Origin of the sequence: Noviherbaspirillum sp., assembly GCF_036846085.1 — a bacterium.
Taxonomy (GTDB): domain Bacteria; phylum Pseudomonadota; class Gammaproteobacteria; order Burkholderiales; family Burkholderiaceae_D; genus Noviherbaspirillum.
Window position 1 is genome coordinate 2545 of sequence record NZ_DAIUCO010000008.1, and the last position, 14598, is coordinate 17142.

Consider the following 14598-nt stretch of genomic DNA (forward strand, 5'->3'; position numbering starts at 1 on the left):
GCGGTCGACGCGCATTTTGGCTATTACGCGACGCGGGTCATCTTCGACCGGATGACCGACGACATCATCGAGTCGGCACATGCAACGGGTTACAAGGAAATCTGGCTGGTCGGCATTTCTCTCGGGGGATTCGGCGCCGCGGCCTATGCGGCCCGACATGGTTCGCGCCTTACCGGAATCGTCCTGTTCGCTCCCTATCTTGGTGACAAGAGCCTGATCATGGAAATAGCCAATGCCGGCGGCGTGCGGAAATGGGAGCCGGGCCATGTTGCGCAGACTGATGTACAACGGACTTTGTGGGCGTGGTTCAAACAGCATCTCTGCGATACGCCTGACCGCGATCCGCCACTGGCGGTTTATATCGGCTATGGGGAAAGTGATGCGTTTGCCCGGGCCAACGGAATGCTCGCGGACCTCCTGCCGCCCGATCGCGTATTTGCCATTCCCGGGCGACATAACTGGCGCACATGGAAGCGCCTTTGGCGTCTGTTCCTCACGCACTGGCCCGAACGGCACGACTGAAGACTGCGTCAAGCCTACCATTGCGGCGATATGGTCGATCTTACTCACGGGATGAGACTTTTTTGTCTTCCTTTCCTGGAGAAAAATGATAGTAGAGTGAATTCAGATAATGCGTTACGGCTGAAACGTCCTCTTCATTCCAGTTAAGCCCGGCATTGCGTTCCCAGCGGCTTACCTGTTTCGTCAGACTGTCCCAATCGGTTGCAAGCCGCGCGTCGCGCCAGTGCGCCTGTGTGCTGTGGCAGGCGATGCAATGGGTTGAATACAGCAATGCCCCTCGCGACCGATTCAGTTCCGGCGGCGCCTGCGCGCTGCTGTATGCGAAGGGGGCAATGCTTGCCAGGAGCAATGATGCATGAAGGATGGTTTTGGTCATGTGAACCCCGCGAGGTGAAAGAGGCATGCTGCGAAGAGAATGATTGTGACGATAAGAGTTGTGAAGCGGCTCCGCCTCCGGCGACCCGATGCGAACCGGCATCGTGTGGCCGGGTGTTGTTTCCCAGGGCTGTCATGCCGATGATTTCGTCGCCGCGATCCGTGCCCCGTCCCGGATCTGGTTGCTCGGATAGCGCACGACAGCCGTGCCCGGTTCCGCGCCGGACAGAATCTCCACCTCGGTCTGGTTGCGCTGCCCGATCCGGACCTCCCGTTCCCGCGCCCGGCCGTCCTCGACGGTAAAAACGTGCCATGCATCGCCTACCCTGAATAGGCTGCTGCCCGCGACCTTGGTGACCTGGTCCGCCGACCAGACAACGACGCGCGCCTCTACCCGGTAGCCGTCGCCCAGCGGGCCCAGCTCGTCGACCGGGTCGGCGATCACGTTGACGCGCTGTTCCTCGACGCCGAGCGCCGAGATCTTGGTGAACGCGACCGGCTCGACCAGCCTGACCTTCGCGCGCAGGGTTTGTGCGCCACCCCAGCCTTCCAGCAGCATGGTGTCGCCGGGCTTGATTTTTACCGCGTCGGTCGACAGGATGTCGGCGACAATCTCGTACTTCGCGGGGTCGCCGATCGTGACAAGCGGCGTACCCGCGCTGACGGTCCGGCCACTCTTTTCGTTGATCTTTAATACGTAGCCATCGACAGGCGACGTCAGCTGCACCTGGCGTAGCGGGCCTGCGTCCGGCATACCCGCGGCGGACAGCGCCGCCTCCGCCGATTTGATATCGGCAAGCGCGGCCACCTCGCGGGATTTTGCGGCGTCCCATTCGACCCGGCTGGCCTTCTCCAGGGCGATGGCTTTCTCGGCCGCCTGTGGCGAGACGAAGTTGCCTTCCACCAGACGTTCGGTCCGCGCCCGTTCACTGCTGGCGAGCTGCAAGTCGTTGTACGCGCGCTGCACCCGCAACCCCGCTTCACGGGCCAAGGCCCTGGCCGAATCCAGGCGGGCCAGCGCTTCCTGTCTCTGGCGCGGATCGAGCGGCAGCGGATCGAGAACGGCGACCGGATCGTTCCTGCTCACCCGGTCGCCTTCATGCAACTCGATGCGCCTGAGTTCCGCGGCCACTGGTGCCGCGACGATGTATTTGTCATGCACGCGCACCTGTCCCTGGCTGTCGACGGTCACCTGCATCGGGCCACGCGTAACGGCGGTCAGTTCGGTGCTGATCGGGTCCGGCGTGAACAGCGCCCATGCAAGCGCAATGATGGCCAGGATGGCGATTGCCGTGCCGACCCATTTGCCGAGGCGGCGGGAGCGTCGGTGTTTGGCGGCGATTTTTTGCAGGGCGGGATCGGCGGTTCTGATATCCATGCTGACTATTCCCTGGTCTTGAGGACTTCAATCAAATCGAGATGCTGTACCTTTCGCCATACCAGGAACCCGGAAGCCATGGCGGCGGCGAGCAGCACGCCGATCGATATGACAAACGTCCTGGTGCTGACGACAAGCGGGATGCGGAACATTTCCTGGCTGAGAAGCGCCGACAGCAGCGCGGCGAGGCCGTAGCCGAGAGCGCATCCGAGCGGGATTGCGGCAAGGATCAGCAAGGCTTGCTCGCCGAGCAGCATCGCACCCACCTCGCCCTTGCTGAAGCCCAATATGCGCAGGCTGGCCAGCTCGATCGCATGTTCCGACAAGGCGATGCGGGCGGAGTTGTAGACCACGCCGCCGGTGATCGCGCAGGCGAAGGCGATCAGCACCATGGTATTGACCCGCATGTTTTCCGCCACCGTCGCCATGAAGCTCTCCAGGGTGGCTTCACGCAGATTCAGAGTTGCAACCGATGGCACTTCCTTGAGCTGCCGGTAAAGGGCCGACCGGTGCAGCGGGTCGACCGCCAGGAAGGCGCCCGACGCGGTTTGCGGCTCCTGCAATAGCCTGGCCAGCGCGGTGATATCCATATAGGCAAGTATGCCGATCGGTTCGTCCACCAGTTTGGTGACCGGCACCGATAGCGTCGGCCGCTTCCCGTCGAGGAACTCAAGCGTGAGCACATCGCCGGCGCGTGCCCCCATCACTTCGGCCAGTTTGCGGGAAAGCACGACGCCTTCGGCCGGAAGATCGATCTCTTTCTCGTTTTCATCGAGCACCACCCGTAGCTGGCGTTCCCGGACCAGTCCGATGATCGCAGTCTTTTTGCTGCGATGGCCGAACTTCATCTTCACGGGCGAACTCCTGAAGGGTTCCACGCGCAGTACCCCCGGCAGCGCGGCCAGGTTGTATACCACCGAAAAATCGCGCGGCGTATTGAAACTCAAGGTGACATCATCGCGTTGCGCGGTCCGGAACTGGATCCGGATGACTTCCTCCAGCGCGTCGAACGTATATTGACCGGCGATCATCAGCGAGATCGCCAGCGCCAGGCCAAGGATCGACAGCATCGCCTTTGCCGGATTGCGCTCCAGGCTGCGCAGGACCATGCGCAATGACAGCGGAATGAATCGCCGCAAGCCCAGCCGTTCCAGGGGGCCGGGCTTGAAGCGCGCCGGCGCTTCGGGACGCATGGCTTCCGCCGGAACTAGCTTGAGCACGCGCGACACGGCAAGCGCGGCGCCGAGCGTTGCCGCCAAGGCGGCAATGAGCAGGGCTGTCCCGATCACGAATCCCGACAGTGAAAACTGCAGGCTGGGAAAGTGATAGAACCGGGCGTACAACCCGGCCAGCCCACGGCCAAGCAATGTGCCGAGGGCAATCCCCATGACGCCGCCGATCATGACAGTCACCAGCGCGAACTTCATGTAATGCAGGGCAACGGCGAAGTTGCGGTATCCGAAGCTTTTCAGCAGCGCAATCTGGGCCCGCTGCAGCACCGTGATCCTGAGCAGGACGTTATGGATCAGGAAAGCGGCCACGCCGAGAAAAATCGCCGGAATCACCATGCCGCTGACGCGCGATTGCGCCAGTTCATCCGATATGAAGCTGTGCGACAGCTGCTCCGAGCGGCCATAAGCGCCCAGCGGCCCATAAGGTTTCAGCAGGCGGTCGAGTTCCTCGATCACCTGCGACTCGCTGGCGTGGGGGGCGAGCACCACCGATACGTCATTCATCGAATCACGCATGTCGAGCGCCGCCGCCAGCGCATCGCGTGCCATCCAGATAACGCCGAAGCGCCGGTTATCCGGAAAGCTGTTGCCACTCATTTCGTTCAGGTATTCCGGTGAAATTGCAATGCCGGTAATTAGCAGCCGCTCCTTGCGGCCGTTGATGATGGCTCCCAGGGTGTCGCCCGGGTGCAGATTGTTTGCCGCGGTAAAGGCTTCGCTGAGCAGCACTTCCCGTTCATTTCCCGGATGCGGCGCGCGCCCCGAGCGCAGGTGCACCCGGTTCAATCCGCTGTCCAGGTCGGGTTCCAGCGACACCAGGCGGCCGCTCGCCGGCTCGTCCAGGCCCGGGACATCCAGGGTCGCATTGAAGACGACGCGCCCATGGGCTTCGTTGACGCCGGGGATTTCCCGGATACGGTCCAGTACCGTCCGGGGTGCGCGCTTTGCATTGGCAAACACGTCCGCGAACCGATATTGCTCGTAATAGCTCGCCTGCGAAGCGATCATTGCCTCGTAGGAGCCGCGCATGGTCACAAACGTCGCGATGCCGCACATGGCGACCACTGCGATCGCGATCGCCTGTCCGCGCATGCGCCACAGGTCGCGCAGCAGTTTGCGGTTGAGCGATCCGATGACGGCGGGAATCGCTACCACGATATCTCCGCGGGCGTCAGGCGGCTGGCGTTGGTTTCGATGCGTGTTATCTGGCCGCTGCTGATGTACACCACCCGGTGCGCCATTCCTGCGATGGCGGCGTTGTGGGTAATCACGGCAGTGGTGGTGCCCAGTTCCCGGTTGATGCGTTCGAGGACTTCCAGCACCAGCTTGCCGGTTTGGAAGTCGAGTGCGCCGGTCGGTTCATCGCACAGCAGCATGTCGGGCCGCTTCGCAATCGCGCGGGCGATGGCGACCCGCTGCTGTTCTCCGCCGGAGAGTTGCGCCGGGAAATGATCGACCCGGTCGGCGAGTCCCACCAGTGCGAGCGCTTCGGCGGGGTCCATCGGATCGGGGCTGATTTCGGTGACAAGCGCCACGTTTTCCAGCGCGGTCAGGCTTGGAATCAGGTTGTAAAACTGGAACACAAAGCCGACATGGTCACGGCGGAACTGTGTCAGCACCATATCGGAAGCGGACGTCAGGTCGGTGTCAAGATAACGGATGCTGCCGGAGGTCGGCGTGTCGAGCCCGCCCAGAATATTCAGCAATGTCGACTTGCCGCTTCCCGAGGCGCCGAGCAACACGATGAATTCGCCTTCATACAGATCGAGGCTAACGTTCTTCAGTGCATGCACCTGGACCTCGCCCATGGTGTAGACCTTTGATACGTCTGTTAGCTTGAAGACGGCTTGCGCGCTGTTCTCCCGTGGAGGTGCGAAGGCTAGGGTGCGGATATTGTCCGATGGGGCGAACATGATGTGCTTGGAATATTCATGGCGCTTCAAACTACTTACCGTAGTCGCAATGCGCGTGCTTTTTTTGACTCATATCAAAAAATGCAAAACGCGGCACATTGGCTTACGGATTGATCCAGCCCGGAATTTTTTGATTTAAATCAATCAATTTGTTCTTCTGGGCTCCTACCATGCACTCGTTTTCAACATCGTTGATATTTCCGGAGCATCGGTACAGGTGTGCTCACATGTGACATCGGCAGTCTTTATTCAAGGAGAAATGCAATGACCTATAAAACCATCACTGTCCATGTCAACAGTTCGCGCCATGCTCTCGACCGCATCCGCCTTGCCGCTCAACTCGCCAGGGAGAACGATGCCCACCTCGTGGGCGTGGCCGCAACCGGTTTGCCGCGCTCATTCCAGGCGGCCGGGATGACGGGCGAGGGCGGATTGGCTTTAAGCGTTTATCTTGATTTCATGAAAGAGCATGCGGCCACATCGCTGGCTGCTTTCGAGAACACAGTCAACAAAGCCGGCGTGCGAACCTTCGAGAAATCCATGATCGATGAAGAAGCCGGCGATGCGCTGTGCCTGCAGGGCCGGTATAGCGACCTGATTGTCGTCGGCCAGACCGATCCCGACGAGCGCCTTCCTGCAGAACGCACGGACGTTCCGGAATACGTCGTGCTGAATTCCGGACGCCCGGTTCTACTGATTCCTTATGCAGGAAAGTTCGAGGTCGTCGGCCACCGGGTGATTGTTGCGTGGGATGGGAGTGTCGAGGCAGCGCGTGCGGTGACAGCGGCGCTTCCGTTGCTGAGCAAGGCGAAACAGGTCCAGGTGGTTGTCTTCAATCCTTCTGTCGGACCGGACGGACATGGCGAAGTGCCCGGGGCCGATATCGCACTCTATCTTGCACGGCACGGCCTCAACGTCGATGTTTCAAGCCAGAACACCGGCGATAGCATCGACATTGGCAATGCAGTCCTGTCCTACGCATGTGATTTCGGTGCGGACCTTCTGGTGATGGGCGGGTATGGTCATGCGCGTTTACGTGAAGTAGTGCTTGGCGGGGTCACGGATACAATTTTGCATGCAATGACGGTTCCAGTACTAATGTCGCACTGATAACAAATACGACGCTCGCTCGCAAAGTAGCGCGAAGCAGATCCTGAATACTGGCTGCGGTTTCAAATTGTGCCGGGTGGAGATTAGGGTGAATATTGAATCGCCCGCCGGATTTATAAACACTTTCAAGCCTTGCGATTCGGCTAAATGGCGGTGTCGTAAGCGGTACGCAGAAGAATTCAAGATTGAAGCGGTCAGGCAAGTTACTGAATGAGGTCATCCAGTCGCAGAGACGGCACGTCGACCTGGAGTGGCGACCCACAAACAATGTCGCACAACGTTGCGAAGCTGCCGTTCGGCTGAACTGACCGGACCAATGACGCCTAAGACATCATTGGTCGAGTGTTAAGGCAAATGCCTGGACAGCAAGTGCTCCACCTGATCGGCAGGTACAGGGCAGGAATAGAAATATCCCTGTCCATAGTCGCACCCGGCTTGCGTCAGGAAGTCGCACTGCGCCTGCGTCTCGATGCCCTCCGCGATCACCTTGAGGCCGAGCTTATGTGCCATGACGATGATCGTTTCCGCGATTGTGCAGTTGCCTTTATGAGCAGGAATGTCCCTGACAAAGGATTGATCGATTTTCAGATAGTCGATGTCAAATTTCTGCAGGTATGCCATTGATGAGTAGCCTGTTCCGAAGTCATCAATCGCGACCTGGATCCCCGCATCCCGGTATTCCAGAAGCTTGTCGCTCACCTGTGGAGAAGCGTCAAGCAGCAGGCCTTCGGTAATCTCCACAACGAGATTTGATGCCGGAATCCCGAGCGCCTTAAGATACTGCAGCCAATCATGTTCCAAGTGGCGTCGACTAAACTGAGATGGTGACTTGTTCACAGCCACCTTAAGCGTCATGCCAGTTTGCTCCCTCTATCGCTGCATGCAGCTCGCCGCTTCCTGAAACACCCAGTTGCCGATGTCTCCCATTAATCCAGCGTCTTCTGCAATCGGAATAAAAACGGAAGGGGTGACGTTACCCAGCATGGGATGCTGCCAGCGCAGCAGCGCTTCAACCTTAGCAATACTTCCATTGTGCATATCAATCACCGGCTGAAATTCAAGGTACAGCTGGTGTGATGAGATCGCCCGACGCAGCTCCATGGACATGCGCAGGCGAGCGTGCGCGCGGTCATCCATCTCCTGCATAAAATAGCTGAACTGGTTTTTCCCCGTTCCCTTCGCGTGGTACATCGCCTGGTCGGCCTTGCGCAGCAAGTCGTCGATGCAGCCCGCATCCGTTGGGTATAAAGCGATCCCCATGCTGGCAGAAATCTGTGCAACCTCGGCTCCCACGTTAAACGGTTGTGACAGGCAGTAAAGGATTTTCTGGCAAACGCATTCCACGTGACTGGCCTCATGCAAGCCTCTAAGGAGCACGATGAATTCATCGCCGCCGAGCCGGCCGAGCAAGTCCGTTGAACGTGTGCATTGCTTGATGCGTTGCGCAGCTTCCACCAACAGGAGGTCTCCCATTTCATGCCCGTAAATATCATTGACCTGCTTGAACCCATCCAGGTCAATAAAGAGCAACGCCGCCTGGTTCCCGGTACGCTGTGCGGCACGCAGTTCAACTTCGACTTCATTGAGGAAATGCCTGCGGTTGGAAAGGCCGGTCAGCGCATCCAGATTCGCATGCCGCCAAACCAATTCCTCCGACTCCTTTCTGGCCGTGATGTCGGAGACAATCCCGGTCATCGCCAATGCTTTTCCATGCTCATCGCGCGATACGACAACGCCACGCGATACCACCCATTTCCAGCGCTGATCCGCACACCGAATCCGGAACTCGCATTCATAGACGGGCATGGTTCCCTCGAGGGTGGCTTGCAGCGCAGCGTCTCTTCGGGCCCGATCATCGTGGTGGACATGATCGTTGTAATCCACTTCATTCACGATACTGTCATTTCCCCAGTAGCCAAGAATCTTCTTGAGTCCATCCGAAAGCGCGTAGGTGTTATGAACGACATCCCAATCCCAGACTCCTTCGCCTGTGCCTTCCACGGCCAGTTTCAGACGCTCATTCATGAGCCGGAAACGCGCCTCGTCTGCCATTTGCTGAGTTAAGTCGCGCACCAAGACCTGAATGGCCGGCTGGCCATTCCAGGATGCTTTACCGGAAATCCCCTGCAAATAGACCATCGTGCCATCGGCGCGGCGCACGTGCCAGGTATGTGGCGGATTGGTGCCGCCCTGTTGAAGTGCATTGGCAATCCTGCCCTGCATCGTGTCCCACGATGCGGGGTCTAAAAAATCCAGGGGTGAATGACCGATAATTTCGCTTGCATCGGTCGCTCCGAGGAGTCGGACAATCGATTGGTTGGCATAGACAAATTTGTTGCCAACCAGTACCAGGATGCCGTCAGGGCTGACCTCGGTGAGTAACCGAAATCGCTCTTCACTGGCGCGGAGCGCCTCTTCAACACCTTTTTGCTCGCCAATGTCAATGGCAATTCCGGCGCTCTGCACTGGATTTCCCGAAGAATTCCTGTTGATGGTGCCTCGCACCAGAAACCAGGTAATACGGCCGGAGGGAAGCGTTACTCGGTGTTCGACGCTAAATGGCTTGTTTTCCGATGCAGCCGCCTCTATCGACCGTCCCACTCTGGCGATGTCATCCTCGGTAAGGAGACGGTGCCATTCCGCTGCAGTCAAACTGTGGTGCTCGGTTGGCAGTTCGAGCAGCTGCGCAAGGACTGGGCAGATATAGACGCGATTAGTGACTGGGTCGCTTACCCAAGAGCCAATGCCTGCGGCCACTGCGCACAGTTGATGGAAAGCAGTTTGATCCTGAATCGTAAAACTCATTTGATGAGTTTCCTGGGAATTGGGCAACAAAAACGCGGCGGTAGGATTTGGCCGTCCTCCATTTCATCCTTCGCACCTGGTGCAATTGCCATTGAACTTCATATAATATTTATTGTATATATGATGAAACGTCACACCGAAAGTTCAGGTCAATTCCAGCTTGCATACCGACAGCGCGGTGCTGGATATCCATGCCGGTGTCGTCGTCCTTCGTCATCGTGCTAATCGACAAGACAATCAAATGCCTACTGTATTGTCCGAAGCGCCAATCAACGTGGACACGTTGCAGAATGCAGCGGGAAAGGCCTGCGCATTACTGAAGGTACTGGCCAATCCTGACCGCCTTCTGCTGCTGTGCCAAATGAGCCAGGGCGAATATGCCGTTGCCGAGTTGGTAGCACTGACTGGCATACGGCAACCGACACTGTCACAGCAATTGACGGTACTGCGGCAGGAAAAGCTGGTAGCCACCCGCAGAGAAGGCAGGCAGATCTACTATCGTATCGACAGCATGGAGGCGCTGGCGGTAATGAAGACCTTGTATGAGATGTACTGCGACGATAGAGGGGAGCCGTAAGGCGTGACCTGCTACCCGAGATGAGTACGGCAATGATGCAGAGTTTTCCGTTGATCACCACAGCAACGGCCGAGAGCCGTTAATAAAATGCCGCGAAAGTCACTACTTTGAATCTGTTGCTGTTCAGCCGGAAGCGAGCGGCCTCAACTCCAAGCGCAAGGTCGAAAAGCCATGAGGTGGCCGTTCAACGACGCGTTAAGCGGTTTCGGTGAAAGGAAGCCCGAAGCAGCGCTACGGGAAGCCACTGCCTTTGCGTATATGTCCAGCTATAGTCAGTCAGGCGTGCAGCGATGGCGCCGACAGCATGCCACACCGGTACGTCGTCTACAACGATGCATTCATGTGGTTATTGAAGCTTACGCACGGAAGGGATGGGGGGTCAGGCAGATGGAGTATTCCATCTGCCAATCCGGACTACGCATGCAGGGCAACAAGATGTGTTGCTTATTCTGATCGGTCAGGCGAACAAGTCTTGCTGCGAGGGGGCGTTTCGCTCCGTGATATATCCCGCAGCAACATCGCGTGTTCCGGCTTTAGTTTTGTGCTGCGGCGCATAGCCACTGCCGAGCTTGATGACTTCGATGCGCTCCATCAACTGTACGCAATACCATTCGTAGACATCTGTATAGTCGGCAACGAGCTCAGTATGCCGTGCAATCTGCAGCTGGGCTGCGTCCATGTACTTCGTCGCTGCGGTCCTGCCGGTCTTGGCGAACTTGTCGTTGATGAAGTCCTTCGATGTGCCGGCGCCAAACGCCGTATGCATCAGCATCAGCGCCACCTTTTGCGTCGTCACGATACCGAGTTCATCGGCCAGTGCGCGGGTCAGTTCAACCCGCACGTAGCTGCGGTGCAGGCGCAGCCACCCGGCAAACTGGGCGGCAAGGGACGGGCGTTTTTCCCGCGGTGCGCAACGGATGCCGCCCAGGTGCATCCTCACGCTGTTGCTGAACTCGTCGGATGCGAGTCGGCGGCGGTAAGTCAATTTCCAGTCGGTCTTCATTGGTCTGCTCCTTGTTGCTGCGGGATATATCTATGAACGATTTTGCGGCGCGTCTTGCCGTGTCGGGCAAAGACGGGATGCGCCGTTTGCAGTAGCTTGCCCTGTTGTGCGGCGGTTTACAACCCTTGAGGGGGATTTTTGGAGAGTGTTTTGCGCTTGATGTCGCACTCGCTTGTAGTAGAGAAGCGATTTCGTGTGCCCAGACCTGGCAATTGTCCGTTCCAGGGGGGACAGGTTTGGCTGAAGTCGCATCCTCTAGTGTTCTTCGCGCTCCGGCGGGTCTTTGTGCCGTACTGTACAGCGTCATGTGGTGAGCACTGCAGGAGCACCGTGCTTGACCATCGATAGCAGGATCAGCCGGTATGATCGCAATTCTGAGCCGCCGCTGATTGCATCATTGCGGACAAGCCTTATAGGGGTGCAGGCCTTTCATGGGTGCGCGTGTGACCGACCCATCCTTAGATTCAAACCTGGAGAGGTTTGTGAAACATGCGAATACCATTAATGCGCAGCGGCATTACAGGTGTGACGGCATGCATAACCGATCATGTGGAGAATGAATGAAATCTTCTTCCATTTAACGTACCGGATGCATTCCATACAGGTGGTCAAAAATCACGCGAATATTCAAATGGATGTCATTGGATTTTCGCGACGGCACTATGTCGGTCGAACGGTGAATTGCTTGAAGGCCATTTCGTTTAACCGCTTTATGAACGGCATTGCAAAGGTTCATTCCTTGTTTAATGAAGTCAATATCCGATTTTGTGCGGTTATCCGTTACCTTGAGGCGGGCAATAATAAGGCCTTGTCCGGATGATAAAAGGAGGCCGCAATGGAAGTGCGCATGGTTGCCCAAGAGTTTTACCTGAGTCCGTCACTGCGTGATTTTCTTGAACGGTGCCTGCATACGGCTTTTGCGCACGCGCGCGGCCAGGTGGCACGCATCGTCGTGCGCTTGCGTGAGTTAAATGGCCTTGACGGCGGTAAAGACAAGGTGTGCCAGGTCAGTGTGTTGATGCCAGGCAGCCCGGAGGTCGTGATTCGTGAAGTGCAGGAAGATATGTCCCAGGCGATCGACGGCGCCGTCAAGCGGGCCGCCTACCGTGCGATGCGCATGCTGAACCGAAAGCGCTTGCCTCGTGGACGCGGGCCGACTTCATGAAGCGCGAAACGCTTGCGCATTGATCGCGTGCGTCCAGCTTACTGCGCTCACGCAGGGGCGCGGCCGGGCTGGGCGACATCAGCCGGTTGCATCCTTCGTCGCCGGCCGGTCCGGGTTTTGCAGGTAGGCGCGCAATTCGGCAACCAGGCCTTGCTCGGCGTCGGATTTTGTCTGCGACTGTGCAAGCGATAATTCCAGCGTCCGGATCTGGCTTTGCAAGTCCTTGACGGCTGCGCCAGTTGCCGACAGTTGCGCCGCCAGTTGCTGTACCTGGGCATTTCTTTCCGCCAGTTGCGCTTCCAGAACCAGTGCCTGCTGTTCTTTTGCCTGCAGGCTTTCCAGTCCCTGCGCGAGCCGCCGGCCATTCTCCTGTGCATCGTGCAGCATTTGACGGGTGTGCGTCAGTTCGGCAATCAATCGTACGCCTTCCTGGTTGAGCCGCGTCGCTTCCTCCTGCTTGACCATGACCGATTGCTGTGCCTGGCGCAATGCTGCCTGCACCCCCTGCAACTGCAATTCATGGCGGCGCTCATCCCCGTCCCGCTGCACCTTGACGGATTGCCGGTAATGGTCGAGCGCCTCATACGCATGGCGGTGCTTGTCTTCCAGCGATTGCCGATGCGCTTCGTTATCCGCCAGCCGAAGCTGCAACTCACCGGCCTGCTGTTGCGCCGTGTGGCGCGCAATCGTTTCCTGCTGCAGCAGCTGACGCGTGTGGTGGTGCGCTTGCCCTTCCTGCTGCAGCAGCGCTTCCAGGCGCTGCAGCTGCGCCTGCTGCTGGTCCATTTGCGCGCGTGTTGCGGCCAATACGTCCGCATGCTGGCGCTCGCGATCCGCGTGCGCGGCCTGCAATGCCGTGATTTCGGTGCGCGCTTCATCCTGCAGTTGTGCGGCAAGCCGCTCGACCAATTGGTGTAGCGTGTCGCTGACGGAAGCCTTGCGTGAATCGGCTGCACCGTCTTCGTCGTCAAGTTCTTTCAAATACTTGTGAATGGTGGATTTCGAGCCTGTATTGCCAAGCGCGATGCGCACGGCGTCGACCGATGGGTGCCGGTTCTGGGCGAGCAGGGTATCGCGCGCTCTCCTGACCTCTGGTTTGTTCAATCCGCTGCGCGCCATGCCACCTCCGTCAAATAACGTACTGTAATACGTAATACATAATTACATACGATCCTATCGCGATTTCTGTTCGTTCCGCAATCGTCTTTTGATACCGGATAAACAAGGATTATCCGGTATGATCACGGCTTCCCCCCCATTTTTATGGCTCGGGCGCGTACTGTCCCGTTCGCCACCGACAACCCTCGATGCGATGAACATGCGCGACCAGTATTTAGAAGCAGCCACCCGCGACAACACGCGGCAAAGCTACGGGTCGGCAATTCGTCATTTCGAGGTCGAGTGGGGCGGCTTCCTGCCTGCCACCGCCGATAGCATCTCGCATTACCTCGCCCACTACGCTCCGACGCTGTCTGTTCATACGCTGCGCCACCGGCTTGCGGCGCTTGCACGCTGGCACAACGAACAGGGCTTCCCGGATCCGACGAAGGCGCCGATCGTGCGCCAGGTACTGCGCGGCATCGCAGCATTGCACCCGGTGCAGCAAAAGCAAGCCAGACCGTTACAGCTGGATTTGATCGAGCAAGTCGCTCTGTGGCTTGATGGCGCCATTGCCCAGGCCGATCGCACGGGCGATCGCGGGGCCGCATTGCGCCACCGGCGCGACAAGGCTTTGCTGCTGCTTGGCTTCTGGCGCGGGTTTCGCGGCGACGAATTGACCCGGCTGCGCATTGAACACGTGCAGGCGATCGCGGGCGAGGGCATGACTTGTTATCTCACCCACACCAAGGCAGACCGTACGTACCGCGGCTCGACATTCAAGGTGCCGGCATTAGCCAGGCTGTGCCCGGTGGAAGCGTACCTGGACTGGACGGGTGCCGCCCATCTCGATGAAGGGCCGGTATTTCGGGCGATCGACCGCTGGGCACATGTCAGGCAGCACGCATTGCGCACCGACAGCCTGATTCCGATACTGCGGGCGATGCTGGCCAATGCGGGCATTGCTTCGGCCAGGCTCTATAGCGGCCATTCGTTGCGGCGCGGCTTCGCCGCCTGGGCTACCTCGAATGGTTGGGATATGAAAACACTGATGGAGTACGTCGGCTGGAAGAACGTGCAGTCAGCGATGCGCTATGTCGATGCCGCTGAGCCATTCGCAGCCCAACGCCTGCAAGTCGGCGTCAAGAAATGACGAGGATTCCGGTAGCAACGCTTCTGCTCCGCCAGTGTGAATAGACACTGCTGCAATTCGCCGTCATCCGGACGCTTGGCTTCATCGCGGCACAGCGACCGGGAATGCCGATTATCGGGCTTGGGGCAGTCCAACGGCATGGTGGAAAGCTGCATCAATTCGTTCAAGCGGAATTACGTCAGCCAAATGGATCGCAGCACCGATGCTGCGGTATTGGGCCAATTGCCAGACGCCTTTGAACACTTCAATGAAGTCCATTCGCATGTT

At 58.3% G+C, this 14598-nt stretch carries 12 protein-coding genes and 2 pseudogenes; 7 read left to right on the top strand and 7 right to left on the bottom strand.

Annotated elements, in window-relative coordinates:
- A partial coding sequence (locus tag V7080_RS01830) for an alpha/beta fold hydrolase (RefSeq protein WP_334186688.1) occupies positions 1–522 on the top strand: 522 nt, incomplete at its 5' end.
- Positions 523–562: 40 nt separating this feature from the next.
- On the opposite strand, the gene V7080_RS01835 is transcribed toward V7080_RS01830, so the two are convergent.
- From V7080_RS01835 to V7080_RS01850, 4 genes are read right to left on the bottom strand one after another with little or no spacing between them, the layout of a single operon-like run.
- Entirely contained in the window at positions 563–1000 is a 438-nt protein-coding gene (locus V7080_RS01835) for a hypothetical protein (protein ID WP_334186689.1), read from the bottom strand.
- A gap of 30 nt (positions 1001–1030) precedes the next feature.
- Positions 1031–2275 (bottom strand): efflux RND transporter periplasmic adaptor subunit, encoded by a 1245-nt coding sequence (locus tag V7080_RS01840; RefSeq protein WP_334186690.1) that lies wholly within the window; start codon positions 2273–2275, stop codon positions 1031–1033.
- A 5-nt stretch (positions 2276–2280) separates the two neighbouring features.
- Complete coding sequence (locus V7080_RS01845) at positions 2281–4662, bottom strand: ABC transporter permease (RefSeq protein WP_334186691.1); 2382 nt, start codon at positions 4660–4662, stop codon at positions 2281–2283.
- A complete protein-coding gene (locus V7080_RS01850) occupies positions 4656–5315 on the bottom strand; it encodes an ABC transporter ATP-binding protein (protein WP_334186716.1) in 660 nt (219 codons plus the stop codon). The genes V7080_RS01845 and V7080_RS01850 overlap by 7 nt, the downstream gene beginning before the upstream one ends.
- A 369-nt stretch (positions 5316–5684) precedes the next feature.
- Here V7080_RS01850 and V7080_RS01855 point away from each other — a divergent pair, with 369 nt between their 5' ends.
- Positions 5685–6530, top strand: a complete 846-nt coding sequence (locus V7080_RS01855; RefSeq protein WP_334186692.1) for a universal stress protein — start codon at positions 5685–5687, stop codon at positions 6528–6530.
- 345 nt (positions 6531–6875) lie between these two features.
- Here the strand turns inward: V7080_RS01855 and V7080_RS01860 are convergent.
- Positions 6876–9335: pseudogene (locus tag V7080_RS01860) on the bottom strand (bifunctional diguanylate cyclase/phosphodiesterase).
- Between the two features lie 241 nt (positions 9336–9576).
- On the opposite strand from V7080_RS01860, the gene V7080_RS01865 reads away from it, so the two are divergent.
- The gene (locus V7080_RS01865; RefSeq protein WP_334186693.1) at positions 9577–9912 is read left to right on the top strand and encodes an ArsR/SmtB family transcription factor; all 336 of its coding nucleotides are present in this window, start codon (positions 9577–9579) and stop codon (positions 9910–9912) included.
- 457 nt (positions 9913–10369) lie between these two features.
- On the opposite strand, the gene V7080_RS01870 is transcribed toward V7080_RS01865, so the two are convergent.
- Positions 10370–10915 carry a hypothetical protein gene (locus V7080_RS01870; protein ID WP_334186694.1) on the bottom strand — a complete coding sequence of 182 codons (546 nt, stop codon included), beginning with the start codon at positions 10913–10915 and terminating at the stop codon, positions 10370–10372.
- 556 nt (positions 10916–11471) lie between these two features.
- Here V7080_RS01870 and V7080_RS01875 point away from each other — a divergent pair.
- Positions 11472–11735 carry a hypothetical protein gene (locus tag V7080_RS01875; RefSeq protein ID WP_334186695.1) on the top strand — a complete coding sequence of 88 codons (264 nt, stop codon included), beginning with the start codon at positions 11472–11474 and terminating at the stop codon, positions 11733–11735.
- Positions 11736–11750: 15 nt separating this feature from the next.
- Entirely contained in the window at positions 11751–12080 is a 330-nt protein-coding gene (locus V7080_RS01880; protein ID WP_334186696.1) for an HPF/RaiA family ribosome-associated protein, read from the top strand.
- A gap of 78 nt (positions 12081–12158) precedes the next feature.
- Here V7080_RS01880 and V7080_RS01885 read toward each other — a convergent pair whose 3' ends face one another.
- Positions 12159–13199, bottom strand: coding sequence for a DNA-binding protein (locus V7080_RS01885; RefSeq protein WP_334186697.1), 1041 nt, complete (start codon positions 13197–13199; stop codon positions 12159–12161).
- 118 nt (positions 13200–13317) lie between these two features.
- Between V7080_RS01885 and V7080_RS01890 the strand changes: the two genes are divergently transcribed.
- The gene (locus V7080_RS01890; RefSeq protein ID WP_334186698.1) at positions 13318–14331 is read left to right on the top strand and encodes a tyrosine-type recombinase/integrase; all 1014 of its coding nucleotides are present in this window, start codon (positions 13318–13320) and stop codon (positions 14329–14331) included.
- A 126-nt stretch (positions 14332–14457) separates the two neighbouring features.
- Positions 14458–14595: pseudogene (locus V7080_RS01895) on the top strand (IS3 family transposase); the annotation flags it as partial.
- Positions 14596–14598: the final 3 nt, after the last annotated feature.

Excerpts from the sequence above, each read along its gene's own strand:
- V7080_RS01835 (WP_334186689.1), bottom strand. The coding sequence starts at position 1,000 with ATGCCGGTTCGCATCGGGTCGCCGGAGGCGGAGCCGCTTCACAACTCT.
- V7080_RS01850 (WP_334186716.1), bottom strand. The coding sequence starts at position 5,315 with ATGGGCGAGGTCCAGGTGCATGCACTGAAGAACGTTAGCCTCGATCTG.
- V7080_RS01870 (WP_334186694.1), bottom strand. The coding sequence starts at position 10,915 with ATGAAGACCGACTGGAAATTGACTTACCGCCGCCGACTCGCATCCGAC.
- V7080_RS01885 (WP_334186697.1), bottom strand. The coding sequence starts at position 13,199 with ATGGCGCGCAGCGGATTGAACAAACCAGAGGTCAGGAGAGCGCGCGAT.
- V7080_RS01875 (WP_334186695.1), top strand. The coding sequence starts at position 11,472 with ATGAATGAAATCTTCTTCCATTTAACGTACCGGATGCATTCCATACAG.
- V7080_RS01890 (WP_334186698.1), top strand. The coding sequence starts at position 13,318 with ATGATCACGGCTTCCCCCCCATTTTTATGGCTCGGGCGCGTACTGTCC.
- V7080_RS01840 (WP_334186690.1), bottom strand. The coding sequence starts at position 2,275 with ATGGATATCAGAACCGCCGATCCCGCCCTGCAAAAAATCGCCGCCAAA.
- V7080_RS01855 (WP_334186692.1), top strand. The coding sequence starts at position 5,685 with ATGACCTATAAAACCATCACTGTCCATGTCAACAGTTCGCGCCATGCT.
- V7080_RS01880 (WP_334186696.1), top strand. The coding sequence starts at position 11,751 with ATGGAAGTGCGCATGGTTGCCCAAGAGTTTTACCTGAGTCCGTCACTG.
- V7080_RS01865 (WP_334186693.1), top strand. The coding sequence starts at position 9,577 with ATGCCTACTGTATTGTCCGAAGCGCCAATCAACGTGGACACGTTGCAG.